The sequence below is a fragment of the Streptomyces luomodiensis genome (genome assembly GCF_031679605.1).
Taxonomy (GTDB): Bacteria; Actinomycetota; Actinomycetes; order Streptomycetales; family Streptomycetaceae; genus Streptomyces; species Streptomyces luomodiensis.
Window position 1 is genome coordinate 7,563,853 of sequence record NZ_CP117522.1, and the last position, 19,182, is coordinate 7,583,034.

General features: G+C 71.9%; 16 protein-coding genes and 1 pseudogene. 4 read left to right on the forward strand and 13 right to left on the reverse strand.

Annotated elements, in window-relative coordinates; all coding sequences use genetic code 11:
• Window positions 1-24: 24 nt before the first annotated feature.
• The 3 genes from PS467_RS31960 to PS467_RS31970 are packed head-to-tail and all read right to left on the reverse strand — an operon-like array spanning window position 25 to window position 2,399.
• Window positions 25-1,071, reverse strand: a complete 1,047-nt coding sequence (locus PS467_RS31960) for a bile acid:sodium symporter family protein (protein WP_311038116.1) — start codon at window positions 1,069-1,071, stop codon at window positions 25-27.
• Window positions 1,064-1,519 (reverse strand): hypothetical protein, encoded by a 456-nt coding sequence (locus PS467_RS31965; protein WP_311038117.1) that lies wholly within the window; start codon window positions 1,517-1,519, stop codon window positions 1,064-1,066. Before PS467_RS31965 ends, PS467_RS31960 begins: the two co-directional genes overlap by 8 nt.
• Before the next feature lie 16 nt (window positions 1,520-1,535).
• A complete protein-coding gene (locus PS467_RS31970; protein WP_311038118.1) occupies window positions 1,536-2,399 on the reverse strand; it encodes an isocitrate lyase/PEP mutase family protein in 864 nt (287 codons plus the stop codon).
• Between the two features lie 217 nt (window positions 2,400-2,616).
• Here PS467_RS31970 and proP point away from each other — a divergent pair, with 217 nt between their 5' ends.
• Both proP and PS467_RS31980 read left to right on the forward strand, forming a co-directional pair.
• Window positions 2,617-4,116, forward strand: a complete 1,500-nt coding sequence (gene proP, locus PS467_RS31975; protein ID WP_311038119.1) for a glycine betaine/L-proline transporter ProP — start codon at window positions 2,617-2,619, stop codon at window positions 4,114-4,116.
• Window positions 4,117-4,254: 138 nt separating this feature from the next.
• A pseudogene (locus tag PS467_RS31980) lies at window positions 4,255-4,383 on the forward strand (nuclear transport factor 2 family protein); the annotation flags it as partial.
• Here PS467_RS31980 and PS467_RS31985 read toward each other — a convergent pair.
• Window positions 4,370-5,173: a helix-turn-helix domain-containing protein gene (locus PS467_RS31985; RefSeq protein WP_311038120.1), complete on the reverse strand. Its 804-nt coding sequence runs from the start codon at window positions 5,171-5,173 to the stop codon at window positions 4,370-4,372. The pseudogene PS467_RS31980 and the gene PS467_RS31985 sit on opposite strands and share 14 nt — an antisense overlap.
• 89 nt (window positions 5,174-5,262) lie before the next feature.
• Between PS467_RS31985 and PS467_RS31990 the strand changes: the two genes are divergently transcribed.
• The gene (locus PS467_RS31990) at window positions 5,263-5,574 is read left to right on the forward strand and encodes a 4a-hydroxytetrahydrobiopterin dehydratase (RefSeq protein WP_311038121.1); all 312 of its coding nucleotides are present in this window, start codon (window positions 5,263-5,265) and stop codon (window positions 5,572-5,574) included.
• 668 nt (window positions 5,575-6,242) lie between these two features.
• On the opposite strand, the gene PS467_RS31995 is transcribed toward PS467_RS31990, so the two are convergent.
• The 5 genes from PS467_RS31995 to PS467_RS32015 all read right to left on the reverse strand — a co-directional run bounded on the left by PS467_RS31995 (window position 6,243) and on the right by PS467_RS32015 (window position 12,130).
• Complete coding sequence (locus tag PS467_RS31995; protein WP_311038122.1) at window positions 6,243-7,418, reverse strand: S1 family peptidase; 1,176 nt, start codon at window positions 7,416-7,418, stop codon at window positions 6,243-6,245.
• A 168-nt stretch (window positions 7,419-7,586) separates the two neighbouring features.
• Window positions 7,587-8,420, reverse strand: a complete 834-nt coding sequence (locus PS467_RS32000) for an aldo/keto reductase (RefSeq protein WP_311038123.1) — start codon at window positions 8,418-8,420, stop codon at window positions 7,587-7,589.
• Between the two features lie 103 nt (window positions 8,421-8,523).
• Window positions 8,524-9,204, reverse strand: a complete 681-nt coding sequence (locus PS467_RS32005; protein ID WP_311038124.1) for a hypothetical protein — start codon at window positions 9,202-9,204, stop codon at window positions 8,524-8,526.
• A 19-nt stretch (window positions 9,205-9,223) separates the two neighbouring features.
• A complete protein-coding gene (locus PS467_RS32010; protein ID WP_311038125.1) occupies window positions 9,224-11,026 on the reverse strand; it encodes an AMP-dependent synthetase/ligase in 1,803 nt (600 codons plus the stop codon).
• A 210-nt stretch (window positions 11,027-11,236) separates the two neighbouring features.
• Window positions 11,237-12,130 (reverse strand): LysR substrate-binding domain-containing protein, encoded by an 894-nt coding sequence (locus tag PS467_RS32015; protein ID WP_268975159.1) that lies wholly within the window; start codon window positions 12,128-12,130, stop codon window positions 11,237-11,239.
• Between the two features lie 193 nt (window positions 12,131-12,323).
• On the opposite strand from PS467_RS32015, the gene PS467_RS32020 reads away from it, so the two are divergent.
• Window positions 12,324-13,412: a bile acid:sodium symporter family protein gene (locus PS467_RS32020; RefSeq protein WP_311038126.1), complete on the forward strand. Its 1,089-nt coding sequence runs from the start codon at window positions 12,324-12,326 to the stop codon at window positions 13,410-13,412.
• Between the two features lie 24 nt (window positions 13,413-13,436).
• On the opposite strand, the gene PS467_RS32025 is transcribed toward PS467_RS32020, so the two are convergent.
• The 4 genes from PS467_RS32025 to fdhD form a co-directional block, all read right to left on the reverse strand.
• Window positions 13,437-15,401 carry an exo-alpha-sialidase gene (locus tag PS467_RS32025; protein ID WP_311038127.1) on the reverse strand — a complete coding sequence of 655 codons (1,965 nt, stop codon included), beginning with the start codon at window positions 15,399-15,401 and terminating at the stop codon, window positions 13,437-13,439.
• Window positions 15,402-15,627: 226 nt separating this feature from the next.
• Window positions 15,628-16,806, reverse strand: coding sequence for a serine hydrolase domain-containing protein (locus tag PS467_RS32030; RefSeq protein WP_311038128.1), 1,179 nt, complete (start codon window positions 16,804-16,806; stop codon window positions 15,628-15,630).
• Between the two features lie 8 nt (window positions 16,807-16,814).
• Window positions 16,815-18,068 carry a serine hydrolase domain-containing protein gene (locus tag PS467_RS32035; protein WP_311038129.1) on the reverse strand — a complete coding sequence of 418 codons (1,254 nt, stop codon included), beginning with the start codon at window positions 18,066-18,068 and terminating at the stop codon, window positions 16,815-16,817.
• A 229-nt stretch (window positions 18,069-18,297) separates the two neighbouring features.
• On the reverse strand, window positions 18,298-19,182 hold the full coding sequence (gene fdhD, locus PS467_RS32040; protein ID WP_311038130.1) for a formate dehydrogenase accessory sulfurtransferase FdhD: 885 nt from the start codon (window positions 19,180-19,182) through the stop codon (window positions 18,298-18,300).

The window sequence follows — 19,182 nt, forward strand, 5'->3', positions numbered from 1 at the left end:
CGTGCTCTCCCGCCGCTCGCCCCCTCACCCCGTGGCCTCCGTGACCTGGACCGGCCCGCCGGGCGCGGGGGCGGCCTCCGGCGGCCGGCGGGACCAGCGGCCCGCGATGACCGCGCACACCATCAACTGGAGCTGGTGGAAGAGCATCAGCGGCAGGATCACCGGCCCGGCCGCGTCGCCGAACAGCACCGCGGCCATGGGCAGCCCGGTGGCCAGCGACTTGTTGGAACCGCAGAAGACGATGGTGACGCGGTCCGCCCGGCTGAAGCGCAGCCGCCGGGCGGTCAGCGACGTCGTGGTCAGCGCCAGCCCCAGCACGGCCGCCGCCACGCCCAGCAGCGCGCCCAGCCGGGCCGGGGTGACCTGGTGCCAGATGCCCTCCGTCATGCCCCGGCTGAACGCCGTGTAGACCACGAGCAGGATCGAGCCCCGGTCCAGGAGGCCGAGCACCTTCTTGTGGCGGCCGATGAAGGACGCGGTCCAGCGGCGCAGCGCCTGCCCGGCGAGGAAGGGGAGCAGCAACTGGGTGGCGATGGCCAGCAGCTCGTCCGCCGAGAAGCGGACGTCCGAGCCGATCAGCCACGCCGCGAGCAGCGGCGTGGCGATCATGCCGAACAGGCTGGAGTACGTACCCGCGCAGATGGCGGCCGGGACATTGCCCCGGGCGGTGGAGGTGAGGGCGACCGAGGACTGGACGGTCGAGGGCACCACACAGAGGAAGAGCAGACCGGTGGCGAGCCGGTCGGTGAGGAGGAACCGGGCGAGACCGGTCGCGGCCAGTCCCAGCAGCGGAAAGAGCACGAAGGTGCTCGCGCCCACCACCAGGTGCAGCCGCCACTGCCGCAGTCCGTGCAGCGCCTCGCGGGTGGACAGACGCGAACCGTAGAGGAAGAAGAGCAGCCCGATGGCGATGTCCGCGGCGGTGCCGGCGGCCGTGGCCGCCGGGCCGCTCGCGGGCAGCAGCGCCGCCACCGCGACCGTCCCGAGGAGGGCGGCGACATAGGGGTCCACCGCCCTCCCGAGCCGGCCCGGCCACGACAGCGGCCAGGATGTCCAGCGCACATCAATCACCGCTCTCGCCCTGCCACGGCGGGTGGCCGAGCTGTGCCACCCAGTCCGCACCGGCGGTGTCGCCGGCCACGACGTCGATGGCGCCGCCGCCCCCGTCGTGGTCGCTGCCCGCCGTGCCACGGCTCAGCAGCAGGGTGTTCAGGGTGCGGTCGACCTCCAGCCAGGAGTCCGCGAAGGAATTGTCGATGACCACCAGACCGTTGTGCCCCCCGGTGACGACCGATGGGGTGGCGTCCGGCTCGCAGTCGTCGCCCGGGGCGCTGCCCGTGGCCGGGTGGGCCGTGGCCATGGCGGGGGCCGCGGGGCCCGCGCACAGCACACTCGCGGTGGCGGCGAGGACGAGGCCCGTCGCGGACGGCCGGGGCGAGCCGGTCTCTTTTCTCGGCTTACGGCGCCGGCCGGTGCCGGGCCCGAGGAACGTCGAGGACCTGAGGAATGTCGAGGGCATGGCGTGTGGCCCCGGCTCAGACCTTGGCCGGCCGGCGGTTGCCGTGGTGCCTGCTGATGTTCTTCTCCAGCAGCTCCGTGGCGCCCTTGACCCCGATGGCCCCGGTCTCCCGGGTGTCCGGCAGCCGCCCGTCCGACGTCTTGAGATCGCTCAGCGCGCCGTCGATCGCCCCATGGGCGGCGAACAGACACGGGGTGCTGTAGATCGCGACATCCACCCCCAGTCCGGACAGTTCGGTCAGGGAGAGCCGCGGCGACTTCCCGCCCGCGATCTGGTTGAACAGCAGGGGCTTGTCGCCGATGACCCTGCGGACCTTGCGGATCCACTCCACGCTGCGCACCCCGTCGACGAGGACGACGTCCGCGTCGGTCTCGGCCAGCGCGGCCGCCCGGCGCAGGATCTCCGACTCCTCGGAGGCGTCCGTGCGCGCCACCACCACCAGGTCCTTCCTGGCGCTCAGCACCAGGTGGAGCTTTTCGAGGTACTCCTCGAGCGGCAGGAGCAGCTTGCCGTCCGCGTGGCCGCAGCGGCGCGGGCGCCGCTGGTCCTCCAGGATCACCCCGGAGGCCCCGGTACGCTCCAGCCGCTGCACCACATGGCAGGCGACCTCGTGGTCCACATAGCCGTCGTCGATGTCCACCAGCAGATGGTGTTCGGGGAAGGCGAGCCGCAGCCGCTCCACGAAGGCGAGCATGTCGGGCCAGGCGATGAAACCGATATCCGGCAGCCCGTAATGCGAGGCGGCGAAACCGAATCCGGATACGAAGAAGCCGTTGTAGTGCTGGGCGGCGATGGATGCCGAGTACATGTCGTAGATGCCGATGAGGGGTGTGGTGTGAGGCGAACTGATGGCCTCTCGGAGGGAATTGCCGTAGAGCATGATGTCCCCTTGATTCAGGAGCCTTTCGGCGGTGCATGACGGTTACGGGACTGCGTGCGCAGGTTTACGGGAGGTCAAGAGGCGGTAAAGCAACGCGCCGTGCATTCCCAGAAGATGCCTGGCCCGACTCGGGTTGGGGTCGAACGTTCCTCGAGTGCCGTGGACCGCGTCGCGAGTGGTGTGCGACACGCTTGGCATGCCGCGGGTCGCTCGGGGTATGCGCAACGAGCCTGTCCACGGAAAAGAGTTGCTTGTGCCTGTCCGAACCGATGTCGAAGCCTCCGCGTCCGCCGTCTCCCGGCACCGCCTGCTGTGGCGTGCCATCCAGCGACGCAAGAACCCCCCACTGCGCCGGAGCGACATCACGGTCACCGAGGAGAAGACCGTCCGGAAAGCGGTGAAGGCCGCGGCGCTGGGTAACGCCATGGAATGGTTCGACTTCGGGATCTACAGCTATCTCGCGGTCACCATCGGAAAGGTTTTCTTCCCGTCAGGTAATGATACGGTCCAGGTGCTTTCCTCCCTCGCGACCTTCGCGGTGGCCTTTCTGGTCCGCCCGGTGGGAGGCATGTTCTTCGGTCCGCTCGGTGACCGGATAGGCCGTAAGAAGGTATTGTCCTTCACGATGATCATGATGGCGTCCAGCACGCTCGCCATCGGACTCATCCCCGCCTATACGACCATCGGCTTCTGGTCGCCCGCGCTGCTCATCCTGTTCCGTATGCTCCAGGGATTCTCCACCGGTGGGGAATACGGCGGCGCCTCCACCTTCATCGCCGAATACGCGCCCGACAAACGTCGCGGGTACTACGGCAGCTTCCTGGAATTCGGCACGCTGATCGGCTACACCGCGGCGGCCGGACTGGTCACCATTCTCACCGTGACGCTCGCCGACTCCTCGATGGATTCCTGGGGTTGGCGCATTCCGTTCCTGGCCGCCGCGCCGATCGGACTGGTCGGTCTGTATCTGCGGCTGAAGCTCGACGACACCCCCGCGTTCCAGAAACTGGAGGACGAGGGCTCCACCAGCGCGGCGGACCGCGAGAGCCTGCCGTTCTGGCAGGTGTTCCGCACCCAGTGGCGGGCGATGGTGCTGTGCATGGCGCTGGTCGCCGCGTACAACATCACCGACTACATGCTGCTGTCCTACATGCCGACCTATCTGTCGGACACCCTCCACTACAGCAGCACCAGCGCCCTGGTCCCGATCATCATCGTGATGCTGGTGCTCATGGCCGCCATCACCTTCGTCGGCCGGTTCTCCGACCACATCGGCCGCAAGCCCGTGCTGATGGCCGGCTCCGTCGGCTTCCTGGTGCTCGCCGTGCCGTGCTTCCTGCTCATCAAACAGGGCGGGATCGTCCCGGTCTTCGCCGGGCTGCTGCTCCTGGGGCTGTGCCTGCTGCCGTACGTGAGCGTGATGTCCGCCTCGCTCCCCGCCCTCTTCCCGACGAATGTGCGCTACGGCTCGCTCTCCATCGCCTTCAACATCTCCGTCTCGCTCTTCGGCGGCACCACCCCGCTGGTGACCGAGGGCCTGATCAGCTCCACCGGGAACGATCTGATGCCCGCCTTCTACACGATGCTCGCCGCGGTCGTCGGCATCATCGCCGCCGCCGTGATGAAGGAGACGGCCCGCAAGCCGCTGGAGGGCTCGCCCCCCGCCGTGGCCACCAAGGAAGAGGCCATCGCGCTGGTGGAGTCCCAGCGCTCCTGAGCCCCCCCGGCCGGTGTCCCCGCCCCCGGCGCCCCCGGCCGCCATTACCTCGGCGGTAATCGACCCCCGCGCGCGACGGCGGCAGGGTTGAGCCATCGGGTTCCGGGCCGGCGCCCTCCGGTCCGGAACCCGGTTCGCAGCTGGGAGCTGGTCTCCACGGCCGACGGCTCCGCACCGGTCGCCGCGACCGACGTGATCGTCCTGGCCGAGGACGGCCGAATCCGCTCCGTCCTCGGCTTCCTGGACCGGGTCCCTACGGCCGGCTGAACCGCCCCAGCGCGGCGGCGGTCTCCGGGTCGGCCGGCAGGAACGTCTCGATGGCCAGCTCGGAGACCGTGACGTCCATGGGGGTGTTGAAGGTCGCGATCGTCGAGATGAACGACAGCACCCGCCCGTCGTGCTCGATCATCATCGGCAGCGCGAAGGGCGGGGTGTCACCGGCGGTGGCCGTCTCCCGGCCACCGGTCCCGGGCAGCGGATACGCGGCCACCTCGTCGTACAGCGCGCGCAGCGGCGCGGAGCGCATCAGCGCCAGCTGCCGGTCCATCTGGTCCAGCAGATGGCCGCGCCACTCCCGAAGGTTTCGGATGCGCGGGGCCAGCCCCTCGGGGTGGAGGGTGAGGCGCATCGCGTTCAGCGGCGGCTTCAGCAGATGCTCCGCCACCCCCTGAAGGAGCGCCGTGATGCCCCGGTTCGCCGCCAGCACCTCATAGGTGCCGTCCACCACCAGCGCCGGATACGGCTCATAGCCGGTCAGCAGCCGCTCCAGGGACGCGCGCAGGGCGCTCATCGACGGGTCGTCCACCGAACGCTCCGGGTAGTGCGGGGCGTAACCGGCGGCGACCAGCAGGGCGTTCCGCTCGCGGACGGGCACATCGAGCCGGTCGGCGAGCCGGAGCAGCAGCTCCTGGCTCGGCCGCGACCGGCCGGTCTCGATGAAACTGATGTGGCGGGCGGAGGAGTCGGCGCGCAGCGCGAGCTCCAGCTGGCTCAGCCGGCGGCGGTCCCGCCATGCGCGCAGCAGTGTGCCCACCCGGGGCGGCGCGGCAGTCGTCATGCCCCGAAGGTAGCCGACGCCCGGCGGCGCCCATCCGCCCATGGCAGGGTGGAGGGGCCGACCGGCGACCCGCGACGAAGGGAAGTGTCATGGCAGTCGAGCCGCTCACCGACCAGGAGATCCAGGGACGTCTGGAGCAGCTTCCCGGCTGGTCGTTCGCGGACGACCGGCTGACCCGGACGTACGTCTTCAAGGGGCACCCACAGGCGGCCGGGCTGGTCGCGGAGGTGGCCACGATCCAGGAGGAGCTCGACCACCACTCCGACCTGACCCTCGGCTACAACAAGGTGGCCGTCTCGGTGAACACCCACAGCGTCGGCGGCAAGGTGACCGCGCTCGACTTCGACCTCGCCGCCCGCATCGAAGCAATCGCCCCCCAACACGGCGCCCGCACCGACTGACTGGCCGGCCGACCGGTCGCCGCGCCGCGAGGGACGGTGCGCCGGGCTGGGCGGGCGCCGCGTCGCGCCGGGTGGGGCGGGATGGTTCCGCGTCGGGCCGCGCCGCGCCGGGCTGGGCTGGGCGGGATGGTCCCGCGCCGGGCCGGGTGGGTGCTGCGCCGCGCCAGGCCGGGTCGGATGCCGCGCCGTGTCGCGCCGGGTGGGTGCTATGCCGTGCTGCGCCGGGCGGGTGCTGCGCCCGGGTGGGTGCTGCGTCGCGCCGGGCCGTGCTGCGCCGCGCCGGGCTGGCGCTGTGCCGCGCCGGGCCGGGCTGGGCTGGGCGGGATGGTCCCGCGCCGGGCCGGGTCGGATGCCGCGCCGTGTCGCGCCGGGTGGGGCGGGATGGTTCCGCGTCGGGCCGTGCCGTGCCGGGTGGGGCGGGATTGGTGCGCCGGGCCGGGTGGGTGCTATGCCGGGCTGGGCGGGTGCTATGCCGGGCTGGGCGGGTGCTATGCCGTGCTGCGCCGGGCGGGTGCTGCGTCGCGCCGGGCCGTGCTGCGTCGCGCCGGGCGGCTGCTGCGCTGTGCCGGGCTGGGGCGGGTGTCGCGTCGGGTCGTGCCGGTAGCGCCTGCTCGCGCTCGCGTGGGACCGCCCCCGGCTTGGGCCGGGGGCGGTCTCGGCGCCCGGCGTCAGCCGGTGGTGAGGGTGAGCCCGTAGGTCGTCAGGATCGGGTTCACCGGCTGGTAGTACGTCGTCCCGCCGACCGTGCAGTTGCCGGAGCCGCCGGAGGTGACGCCCTGGGCCTCGCTGCCCGAGATGAACGAGCCGCCGGAGTCGCCCGGTTCGGCGCAGACGTTGGTGCGGGTGACCCCGCTGACCGTGCCCTGCGGATACTGCACGCTGGTGTCGTGCTGCTGGATGGTGCCGCAGTGCCAGCCGGTGGTCGAGCCGGAGCGGCAGACGGAGGAGCCCACCGGCGACTGCTGGGAGCCGGAGACGGTGACGGTGGTGGACTCGGGGCCGATCACCCACGGCTGCGGCACCCAGTCGGCGTTGGTGGACACCCATGCGTAGTCGTTGCCGGGGAAGCTGGAGCCCTGGAAGCTGCCCTGGGCCACCCGGTTGAAGCCGGTGGTGGTGTCGCCGGGATCGCCGCAGTGGCCGGCGGTGACGAAGCCGTTCTGGGTGCCCTGGGTCACCGAGAAGCCGATCGAGCAGCGGGCGGCGTCGTTGATGTAGAACGCCTCGCCGCCCCGCAGGTCGTACAGCGGCTTCGGCCGCTCGGCCGACTTCACGATCCGCACCACGGCCTGGTCCGCGCCGCTCGCGGCGACGAAGGCGGCCGCCTCGTCGGGCTCGGCCGACTGCACCACGACGCTGTTGGTCTTGACGTCGACGTACCAGGCGGACGCCACGTGGATCGCCGGGGCGCGCTGCGCGGCGGTGCGGTCCAGGGCGTCCTTGGCGTCGGTGAGGGCCTCGAGACTGTTCTTGACGACGGCGGCCTTGGCGCCGCCGGCCGTGATGGTGCCGCTCTGTTCCTCGTCGGTGGTGGCGACGGTGAGTTCGGCGGTGTTGCCGGACACCCACGCGCCGCCGTAGGCGCCGCCCAGGCTCTTGCGCAGCTCCGGTTCGGCGGCCCCGGCCCGGTATTCGTTGGATATCCGCGTCCGCGCCTCGTCGGCCGTCAGGCCCAGATCGCGCTGCATCGAGGCCAGCATCTCGGGGGGTATCTCCCGCCGGGGGCGGGGGGAGGGCTCGCCGGGGTCGGCCACCGCGGGCAGGCCGTTGCCCAGGAAGAGGGCGGCTATCGCGAGGGTGCAACCGGCGGCCAGCTCAAGGCCGGGACGGCGTCTGCGGGACATCTTCGGTCTCCTCGGCTAGGGAAATGGTCACGCTCTGTGCCCTTCTGGGCGCCAAGCGTAATAGCCGGGGAGGTGCCTCGCTCGGTGGGCGCATACGGGTCCGCCCCGCCGCGGGGGACGCGACGGGGCGGATGGGGCCGGATGGGGCCGGGCGGCCGGGGCCGGGTCTCAGACCGCGTTGAAGGTCTCGGGGTCCGAGCCCAGACGCTTGCCGGCCTCGAGGGAGTCGATCGCCGACAGGTCCTCGGCGTCCAGCTGAAAGTCGAAGACGTCGATGTTCTCCTTGATCCGCGACGGGGTCACGGACTTGGGGATCACCACATTGCCGATCTCCAGATGCCAGCGCAGCACCACCTGGGCGGGGGACTTCCCGTGCTTCTCGGCGATCGCCGCGAGCGTCGGGTCCGCCAGCAGGCCCTTGCCCTGGCCGAGCGGGGACCACGCCTCGGTGGCGATGTCATGGCGGGCGTTGAAGGCGCGCAGCTCCGCCTGCTGGAGCTGCGGGTGCAGCTCGATCTGGTCGACCACCGGGACGATCGAGGTCTCGGAGAGCAGCCGCTGGATGTGGGCGGGGTGGAAGTTGGACAGGCCGATGGCCTTGGCGCGGCCCTCGGCGTAGATCTTCTCGAACGCCTTCCAGGTGTCCAGGTACTTGTCGACCTTGGGCAGCGGCCAGTGGATCAGGTAGAGATCCACATAGTCCAGGCCGAGCTTGGCCAGCGAGGTGTCGAAGGCGCGCAGGGTCGAGTCGTACCCCTGGTCCGCGTTCCAGAGCTTGGTGGTGACGAACAGCTCGTCGCGCGCGATGCCCGACGCGGCCAGCGCCTTCCCCGTGCCCTCCTCGTTGCCGTATATCGCGGCGGTGTCGATGCTGCGGTAACCGGCCTCCAGCGCGGTGCCCACCGCGGTCCGCGCCTCGTCGTCCGGTACCTGCCAGACGCCGAAGCCGAGCTGCGGCATCCGGACGCCGTTGTTGAGGGTGATGAAGGGGACCTTGCTCACGAGCGGTCGATCCTTACGTCGGTTGTGGATGCTTGCTACCAGAGCCACAACGATCAGCGGCCGGCCCGCATTCCCGCCATCAGGTCATCGAATGGCCTGATCACTACCGTGGTGCCGCCAGGCGCAGCGGGTCCGCGAGCTCGTGCCGGAAACGGCGCAGGGTGTGTCCCTCGCGCACCGTCGCGCCCACCGCGACCGCCGCCCGGCTCACCGCCGCGCGCGGCGCCCGCACCACCATGGCCAGCCGGTACGTACCGTCGATGCGCACCGCTGAGGTGCGCCGGATCTCCCAGCCCGGGTCGGAGCGCAGCTCCCGCCGCGCCTCCAGCCAGACCCGCTCGCCGTACGCGGTGGGGACGCCGTGGCGGAATCCGAGCCGCGGGCCGAGGTGGGCCGCGCGCTCCGCTGCCCCGGCAACCGCCTGCCCGGTGAGCTGGCGCGGGGTCATGGACCAGGCCACCGGCTGGAAGACCGTGCCGCCCCGCCGCACCGGTTCGGCCGTGAGGGTGACATCGAGGTTGACCGAGTGCAGAACGGGGCCCGGGGTGTCCCGGGCGCAGGTCACCGACAGGTGCACCAGGTGGTAGACGGCGTTGTCCGCCTCCGTCCGGAGGAAGTCCAGCAGATCCGGATCCGGTCCGACGAGCTCCGCCGTCACCGGTAACGCCACCGGTCCGCCCAGGATCACGCGTCCGGCCAGCCTCGGGCCGGTGGGCTGGGGTGTCTCCTCGGACAGCAGGGCCAGTTCGCGTTCGGGAAGGTCGGGGAGAATGACATCGATCATTTCGTGCCCCCTTCGCGGCTCAGGAACGGTACAGCGCCTCGACCTCGGCGGCGTACGCCTGTTCGATGGCCTGTCGCTTCAATTTGAGCGACGGCGTCAGCAGACCATGCTCCTCAGAGAACTGCGCGGCAAGTATGCGGAAGGTACGAATCGACTCCGCCTGGGAGACGGTGGTGTTCGCCGCGACCACCGCCCGCCGGATCTCGGTCTCCAGGTCGGAGTCATGGACCAGGTCACCCGGCGGCAGCTCCGGTTTGCCGCGCATCGTCAGCCAGTGCGCGACCGCCTCCGAGTCCAGCGTGACCAGCGCCGCGATGTACGGGCGGTCGTTGCCCACCACGATGCACTGGGCGACCAGCGGATGCGCCCGCACCCGCTCCTCCAGGCCCACCGGGGAGACGGACTTGCCGCTGGAGGTCACCAGGATCTCCTTCTTCCGCCCGGTGATGGTCAGATAGCCGTCCTCGTCCAGCGTGCCCAGGTCGCCGGTGGCGAGCCAGCCGTCGCGCAACACCGCGTCGGTCGCCTTGGGGTCGCCCAGATAGCCGGCGAAGACCTGGCCGCCGCGCACCCACACCTCGCCGTCGTCGGCGAGGTGCACCGTGGTGCCGGGAATCGGCACGCCGACCGTCCCGAAGCGGGTCTGCTCGGGCGGGTTGGCGGTGGCGGCGGCGGTGGACTCGGTGAGGCCGTACCCCTCGTAGATGGTGACGCCCGCGCCCGCGAAGAACAGACCGAGCCGCCGCTCCATGCCCGAACCGCCCGACATGGCGTGCCGGACCCGGCCGCCCATCGCGGCACGCACCTTGCCGTACACGGTCCTGTCGAAGAACTGGTGCTGCATGCGCAGCGCGGCCCCCGGGCCCGGCCCGGTGCCGAACGCCCTGGCCTCCTGCGCCTCCGCGTACCGCACCGCCACGTCCACGGCCTTCTCGAACACCCCCGACTTGCCCTCCGCCTCGGCCTTGCGGCGGGCCGCCGCGAACACCTTCTCGAAGATGTAGGGCACCGCGAGGATGAAGGTCGGCTGGAAGGTCTGCAGATCGGGCAGCAGCGCGGCGGCCGAGAGCTTGGGCTGGTGCCCGAGCTTGACCTTGCCGCGGATGGCGGCGACCTCCACCATCCGGCCGAAGACATGGGCGAGCGGCAGGAAGAGCAGGGTGGCGGCCTCGTCGCCCCGCTTGGAGTGGAAGGCCTCCTCGTACCGCTCGACGATGTTGTCGCACTCGGCCATCAGATTGGCGTGCGTGATCACACAGCCCTTGGGGCGGCCGGTGGTGCCCGAGGTGTAGATGACGGTCGCGGTCTGCTCGGGCGTCACGGCCAGCCGGTGCCGTTCGACCACATCGTCCTCGATGGTCCGCCCGGCCGACAGCAGTTCCTCCAGCGCCCCCGCGTCCAGTTGCCACAGCCGCTTCAGATGCGGCAGCCGGCCGACCACCGAACCGACCGTCATCGCGTGGTCCTCGTGCTCCACGACACAGGCCGAGACCCCCGCGTCATGCAGCATCCAGCAGACCTGCTCGGCGGAGGAGGTGGGGTAGAGCGGGACGCTCTGGGCGCCGAGGGACCACAGGGCAAAGTCGAAGAGCGTCCATTCGTAGCGGGTGCGGGACATGATGGCGACGCGGTCGCCGAACCGGACACCATGGGCCAGCAGCCCCCTGGCGAGCGCCGTCACCTCGTCCCGGAACTGGCCCGCGGTCACGTCCTGCCACCGGCCGTCCGCCGCCTTGCGGGCCAGCGCCACCCGGTGGGGGTCGGACCGCGCGTGCTCGAAGACGGCATCCGCCAGTCCTCCGGCCTGGGGCGCCGTCGCCATCGGGGGGACGGTGAACTCGCGCAATACCTGCTCCTTGAAGCCGCTGGGCACAGCGCCGCGACCGTACCCGATCCGGCCCGGATGCGGGAGAGGTGTTTTGTGCCCGGAACGCACGGAATGCCGGGCGGCCGGTGAGGTGGCGGGCAGGCCAATCAGGCGTCGGCCAGGGCGGATTGCGAGGAGTCCGGCCCTATGCGCCCCGGCTGTGGCTCATATGTAACGGTCTTCTGCACGAAATCTTCCCGATCGCGGCACAGGGCCCGCCAGGATCGCGGCGGCGAGCCGCTCCGCCGCGGCGTGCGAGGCACCGTCCTGTCGCCGCCTTCCGTACAACAGCACGAAATCCACCGGGCCGAGGTCGGGCAGCCCGGCCCGTTCGGGCACCGGCGCCAGTCCGGGCGGAATCAGGCCATGGGTGTGCGCCATCACCCCGAGCCCGGCGCGCGCCGCCGCGACCAGGCCGTTGAGACTGCCGCTGGTGCACACGATCCGCCATGACCTGCCGTGCCGCTCCAGCACGTCCAGGGCGCGGGCCCGGGTCAGCCCCGGGGGCGGAAAGACGATCAGGGGGAGCGGACGGTCCGGATCCAGCCGCAGCCGTTCGGCGCCGATCCACACCAGCCGGTCCCGCCACACCAGCTGTCCCCCCGGCCGCTCCTCGGACCGCTTGGCCAGCACCAGATCGAGCTTGCCCGCCTCCAGCCGCTCGTGCAGCGTGCCCGACAGCTCGACGGTGAGCTCCAGATCCACCTCGGGGTGATCGCGGCGGAACCCCTCCAGGATCTCCGGCAGCCGGGTCACCACGAAGTCCTCCGAGGCGCCGAACCGCAGCCGTCCGCGCAGCCGGGTGCCGCGGAACCAGCTCGCCGCCCGCTCGTTCGCCTCCAGGATGGAGCGGGCGAACCCCAGCATCGCCTCGCCGTCCTCGGTCAGCTCCACCCCGTGGGTGTCCCGGGTGAACAGCTGCCGCCCCACGGCCGCCTCCAGCTTGCGCACCTGCTGGCTCACGGTGGACTGGCGCACCCCGAGGCGGTCGGCGGCCTGGGTGAAGCTGAGGGTCTGGGACACCGCGAGAAACGTACGGAGCTGGGCGGGGTCGTACATGGGGCCACCGTACGGGAGGTCATCACGGAACGCGATGACAGTCAGAGCGGTATGCGGGATTCCCGATGACGGTGATCAGGAGCACCATGGACGGGGCCCCGTCCGTGTCCATGGGCCGTGCCAGGGTCCACGCCAGGGCCAGGGTCCACGCCAGGGTTCACGCCAAGCCGGAGAACAGCGAGAAAGAGAACGAATGCCCAGCCCGCACCGCCCGCACCGCCCGTTCCCGCGCACGATCTCCCTCCCTTCCTGGCTCCCCCTGGACGGTTTCATCCTCGGACTCGTCGGCACCGTGGCGCTCGCCGCGCTGCTGCCGGTCAGCGGCCGGGCCGCCACCGTCACCGACGGCGCCACCACGGTCGCGGTCGCCTTCCTCTTCTTCCTCTACGGCGCTCGGCTCTCCACCCGTGAGGCGCTGGACGGGGTGCGCCACTGGCGGCTCCACCTGACCGTGCTGGTGTGCACCTTCGTCGTCTTCCCGGTCCTCGGCCTGGCCGCCCGCGGCCTGGTGCCGTACGTGCTGACGCACCCGCTCTACACCGGGCTGCTCTTCCTGTGCCTGGTGCCCTCCACGGTCCAGTCCTCCATCGCCTTCACCTCGATCGCCCGGGGCAATGTCGCCGCCGCGATCTGCGCGGGCTCCTTCTCCAGCCTGCTCGGCGTGGTCGTCACCCCGGTGCTGGTCGCGCTGCTGCTGGGCGGCAGCCAGGGCGGCTTCTCGGCCGACTCCATGGTCAAGATCGCGCTTCAGCTGCTGGCCCCCTTCCTCGCCGGTCAGCTGCTGCGCCGCTGGATCGGCGGCTTCATCTCCCGGCACCGGGCGGTGCTGCGCCTGGTGGACCGGGGCTCGGTGCTGCTCGTGGTCTACGCGGCGTTCAGCGAGGGCATGACCCGGGGCATCTGGCACCAGGTCACCCCGGCCCGGCTGGCCGTCCTGCTCGGCGTCGAGGCGGTCCTCCTCACACTGATGCTCACCCTCACCTCGTACGGCTCGCGCAAGCTCGGCTTCGTCCGCGAGGACCGGATCACGATCGTCTTCGCGGGGTCGAAGAAGAGTCTGGCGGCCGGGTTGCCGATGGCGAGCGTGCTCTTCGGCGCCCAGGCGAGCCTGGCGGTGCTGCCGCTGATGCTCTTCCACCAGATGCAGCTGATGGTCTGCGCGGTGCTGGCCCGCCGCTTCGCGGCGCGGGCGCCGGAAGCGGCGGATGCGGAGGCGGGGACCGAGGCGGATGCGGACGCGCCGGCGGGGTCCGGTGCGGACCCCGCGCTGACCCGCGTCTAGCTGTCCAGCCGCCGCGTCACCGCGTCAGCTGTGGGAGGACCGCACGCGGTCCAGGGGGAGGCGGACCAGGGTGCCCGAGTGGGGACCGTCGAGCGGGGCGTTGAACTCGCGGACCCGGCGCAGTTCGGTGTCGGTCAGCGCGCGGGCGTAGAGGCGGAACTCGTCCAGGTCGCCGGTCATCCGGGAGCGGCTGTCCACGGCCTGGCCGAGGTGGAGGCCGAAGGGCGCGGTGCGGCTCACGGTGCCCGGGGCGTCGGGGGCGGTGGCCGGGGCGCCGCCGTCCACGGCGAGGGAGAGCCGTCCGCCGCCGCGGATCAGGGCCAGGTGGTGCCACTGCCCGTCGTTGTACGGGGTGCCGGTGGCGACCGAGGCGCTGGTGAAGTTCGCGAAGCCGTTGACCGTGGTGATCAGCGCCCGGATCCGGTGACTCCCGGGCTCACCGCGCAGCCAGACCTGCGGCTGTTTGGTGCCGATGCCGCCCATCCACAGGAACGGATGCTGCCCGGAGGCGGCGGAGTAGCGGAACCACAGGCTCACGGTGAAGTCGCGGGTGCCGAGCGGCAGGGCGGTGCGGTACGGGACGCGTACGGCGTCGTCCGTGCCGTCGAAGGACAGCGCGCCGCCGAAACGGCCGTCGTCGCGCACCGCCGCACCGCCGAGCACGGTCGCGGACCGGGCGCCGGGCGCGCGGTCGTCGGTGGTGGGGGCGGGCGCCTGCCGGGGGCCCAGCCAGTCCTCGGTGAACCGGGCGAAGCGGATCTCGTCCCGGGCGTCCACCGCACCGCCCTCGTACAGCAGCCCCACCGTGTCCCGCGAGATCGCGACCATGTCGGAGTAGCCGGACCAGTCGGTGGTGACCACCGTGCCGCGATCGACACCGTCCCAGGTGCGGCCCTCGTCCCAGGAGGAGCGGATCATCATGGTGCGGCGCCGGTCGGGATCGGCGGGGGCGGAGAAGAGCAGCCGGCCGGGACCGTCGCGGCCGGGGTCGCGCAGCCGCAGGATCGACCCCTGCACCTGGGGAGTGGGCAGATCGGGGATGGTGCGGAAGGGCGCGGTGAAGCTCTCACCGCCGTCGCGGCTGATGGCGTAGTCGCGGTGGCCGAGGTCGGTGCCGTCCTGCTCCCGCCCGCTGACGTAGATCGCTCCGTCGGCCCGCTCCACCAGCGTCATCTCGGACGGCTTCTGGCGGAACGTGCCGTCGTCCGCGAGCGGGAAGGTGTCCACCGCGCCGATGCGCCAGCTGTCGCCGCCGTCGTCGCTGTAGGCGAGCGCGGCGTGGTTGTCGGTGATCCGGCCGCCGCCGTAGCTCTCGGTGTTGAGGGTGAAGACCAGCCGGCCCTTGTGCCGGCCGCGCTGGAGCTGGATGCCGTGGACGGGGCCGGTGGCGTACCAGGAGTTCCACTGGGGCGGCAGCAGCGAGGGGCTCAGATCGCGCGGGGCCGACCAGGTGGCGCCGTTGTCGTCGCTGTACTGGAGATGCGGGGTGCGGTCACAGGGGACGTCGCAGCTCTGGGAGTCGTCGCGGCCGGTGTTGTAGGTGCTGGCGAGCATGATGCGACCGGTGCGGGTGTCCACGATGGGCGCGGGGTTGCCATGGGTGTCACCGTCGCCCTCGTTGATCACCTGGAGCGGGCCCCAGGTGCGGCCGCCGTCGGTGGAGCGCTTGAGGACCAGATCGATGTCCCCGGCGTCACCGCAGTTGTCGACCCGGCCCTCGGCGAAGGCGAGCAGGGTGCCGTCCTTCGCTTTGACGACCGCGGGGATACGGAAGCAGGAGTACCCCTGCTCCTGGGCGGACGTGAAGAGGACCTGCTGGTCGAAGCCGGAGTCGGGGGAGGAGGCGGTACGGGCCGCGGACACGGATTCGTCCGTGTCCGCGGCCCGTACCGGAAGCGGAATCAGGGCCAGCGCCGCGGCGGTGAGGAGCACACCGGCGCGGCGGCGCCAGGGTCTGGTACGGGGACGTGTGCGGAGAACTGACGCCATGGTCACGGACCTGCCCTTCGGACCGCCCCTTGGGGGGCATCTGGCCATCACACCTGGACATCACGACATCAAGACATCCCATGTCTCGCGCATGGCTGCGGCAGAAGTGTCTCGTCCGGCGGCATCCCGGGACAAGAACCGTGCGTCATCTCTGTGTGACGCAGCGGAAGTTGGGCCAAGGGGCGGCAGGTGCGCCGCCGGGTCGGCCCATGGCCGGTGTCAGAGCTCATGGCGCCGCCGAGCGCCCGCACAGCGCGTGGTCGATCAGCTCCTTCACCGCCTGGTCCGCGGCGTCCTGCCGTCCCTCGTCCGCCTCGTCGAAGCTGTTCGTCGCGACGGTCACGGCCCGGCGGCCATCCGTGGTGATGCCATTCTCACTGCTGTAGCCCAGGGCGTTGCCGCCGTGGTGCCAGTAGAAGCCACCGCAGCTCAGCGGGGTGGTCTCCAGGCCCAGGCCCACGCGGCGCCCCGGCTCTTCGGGCATCGGCACGGTGCGCCGCATCTCGTCCAGTTCGGCGGGGCGCAGCAGCCGTCCGGTGAGGAGCGCGGTGAACAGGCGGTTGACGTCGCGTGGGGTGGTGACCAGGTCGCCCGCGGCGTCCGCCGCCGTGCCGTTGAACAGCGTGGTGTCGACCGGGCCCCCGCCGCCCTCCGCGTAGGTGTGGTAGCCGCGGGCGTAAGGAGCGGGAAGCACCGGGGCGTCGCCCGGCAGGGAGGTGCCGGTGAGCCCCAGCGGCCGGATGAGCCGGTCGCGCACCTCCGCGCGCCAGCCGCGCCCGGTGACCTTCTCGATGATCATTCCGGCGAGGACATAGCCGGTGTTGGAGTAGCGGTAGCCGGTGCCCGGCTCGAAGTCCGGGGCCTGCCGCACCGCGGCGGCGACCAGCTCCTCGGCCGTGTAGTGCCGGAACCGGTTCCGGTAGTAGCCGTCCGCCGAGTACAGGGCGGGGAGCAGCTCGGGGAGCCGGGTGACGTTGGGTACCCCGCTGGTGTGCTGGAGCAGCATCCGTACGGTGATCCGGCGGCCGTCGTTGCCGTGGCCGCTCACCACGCCCGGCAGCCACCGGTCCACCGGATCGCCCAGCGACAGCCGCCCCTCGCCCACGAGTTGGAGAACGACGGTGGCGACGAAGGTCTTCAGCGTGCTGCCCGCCCGGTAGTGGTCATCGGGCCGCATGGGGCGCCCCGTGCGGGTGTCGGCCGTGCCGCTGTGGGCGGTGGCCGTGCCGGACGAGGTGTCCAGGACGGCCGCCACCCCGACCGCCCCGGCCCGGTGGACCGCATCGGCGTCCTGGGCGAGCCGTGCGGTGTGCGACGGCGGCGGCGCGGCCGCCACCAGCGCGGCGACGGCCAGGCAGACGGCGGTGGCCGCGCGGGCGGGGGCGGCCGCGGTGGCCGCGGTCACCCGCCGGATCATCGCGCGCCGCCGCACAGCACGCGGTCGATGAGGCCCTGGAGGGCGCCTTCGGCCCTGAGCACCTGCTCGTCGTCGGCGGTCTTGCCGCTGCTGCTGATGGTCACCGAGCGCCGCCCGCCCTCGGCGAAGCCGGTGCGCACCGTGGCCCCTTCGAGATCGCCGCCGTGGCCCCAGCGGTAGCCGCCGCAGCTGAGCGGCTGCCGCATCATCCCGAGCCCGTACTGGAGGTGAGGGAACGCCACCTCGAAGTCCTCCGCGACGGGGACCGTGCGGCGCATCTCGGCGAGCTGCGCCGGGGGCAGCAGACGGCCGCTCAGCAGCGCGGTGAAGAACCGGTCCAGATCGCGGTCGGTGCTGATGAGCGAACCGGCCGCACCACCCCAGGAGACATTGCGGAGCGTGGTGTCCGTCCAGGTGCCGGAGCCGGGGAAGCGCTGGTACGTATGCGCGTACGGGCCCTGGAGCCGCGGATCGTCCCCGGGCTCGTAAGTACCGGTCAGGCCCAGCGGGCGGATGATGCGGTCGCGGACCTCCTGCGGCCACGTGTGCCCGGTGACCTTCTGGATGATCATCCCGGCGAGCACATAGCCGGGGTTGGAGTAGTTCCAGTCGGGCTCGGGGTCGTCGGCGGAAGCGGGCGGGAAGTCGGGCTGGTGCTTCACCGCCCCGGCCACCACCTGCTCCGGGGAGACATGGTCGAACCGGGTCCGCTCGAAGTCCTCCGCCGAGTCGCCGGTGTCGTCGCTGTAGGAGTAGTTGTGGATGCCGCTGGTGTGCTGGAGCAGATTCCGTACGGTGATCCGGCGGCCGTCGTTGCCGTTGCCGCTCACCACGCCCGGCAGCCACCGGTCCACCGGATCGCTCAGCGACAGCCGTCCCTCGGCGACCAGCTGGAGGACGACCGTGGCCACGAAGGACTTGGTGACGCTCGCGGCCCGGTAGTGCGCCCCGTACGGCATGGGACGGCCCGTGTTCAGCTCGGCCTCGCCCGCACGCGCGTGGATCCGGCGGTGGCCGTCGCGCACCTCCACCGTGATGCCGATGAAACCGGCGTCCTTCAGCGTCCGGGCCACCTCGCGGCGCAGCTCGTCCTCGGTGAGCCGGTGGCCGGCGGACGAGCCTGCGGACGCGGCGGTGGCGGGCGCTCCGGTGGCGGCGGCCGGGACGGCGGCCGCTCCGCCGACGAGGGCGGCGGCCACGGCGGCGGCCGTGGCGAACCGTAAGCGAGGGCGTTTCGTGGATGCGTTCATGCCTCACCAGCCTCCAGGCGCGGCAGCGCCCCGGCCATGCGGCAGGCCCCCGCGTTCAGGTGGGGACAGCCCCACGGCGGGGCTCAGCCCCACGGCCGGGTCCAGTCCCGTGGCCGGGCTCTGGTCGGCCGGTGCAGGGCGGAGCTATGGCGTCCGGTAGGGGCCGGCCGGCGCAGGGGGCGCTCCTCGCCGGCCGGCCCGCCAACCCGTGCAGCGGGCCGACCGCTCCTCAGGCCCCGCCGACCGCTGTCCGCAGGGCGAGCCGGTGCTCACCCGCGTACACGTTCATCGAGGTGCCGCGGAGGAAGCCGACCAGGGTCAGCCCCGTCTCCGCCGCCAGGTCCACCGCCAGCGAGGACGGCGCGGACACCGCCGCCAGCACCGGGATCCCCGCCATCACCGCCTTCTGCGCCAGCTCGAAGGAGGCGCGCCCGGAGACCATCAGCACCGAGCCCGACAGCGGCAGCAGACCCTGCTGGAGCGCCCGTCCCACCAGCTTGTCCACCGCGTTGTGCCGGCCCACGTCCTCCCGCAGGTCCAGCAGCTCACCGTCCGGGGTGAACAGCCCGGCCGCGTGCAGCCCGCCGGTCCGGTCGAAGACGCGCTGCGCCGCGCGGAGCCGGTCCGGGAGCGCGGAGAGCGTCTCCGGCTCGATCCGCACCGCAGAGCCTTCAGAGCCGCCAGAGTCCTCAGAATCTTCGCGGTCGTCCCCGAGCGGCCAGCGCGCGGTCGTCCGCACCGCGTCCAGGCTGGCCTTGCCGCACAGCCCGCAGGACGACGTCGTATAGACGTTGCGCTCGAGGGTGATGTCCGGGACGGGCACGCCCGGGGCGAGCTTCACGTCCACCACGTTGTAGGTGTTGGAACCGTCCTCGGTCGCGCCCGCGCAGTAGACGATGTTCGCCAGTTCCTCCGCGCGCCCGAGGACGCCCTCGCTCACCAGGAACCCGGCGGCGAGGGCGAAGTCGTCGCCCGGTGTGCGCATGGTGATCGCCAGCGGTTTGCCGTTCAGCCGGATCTCCAGCGGCTCCTCCGCCACGAGGGTGTCCGGCCGGGTGCTGACCGCCCCGTCCCGGATGCGGATGACGCGGCGTCGCTCGGTGACCCGTCCCAT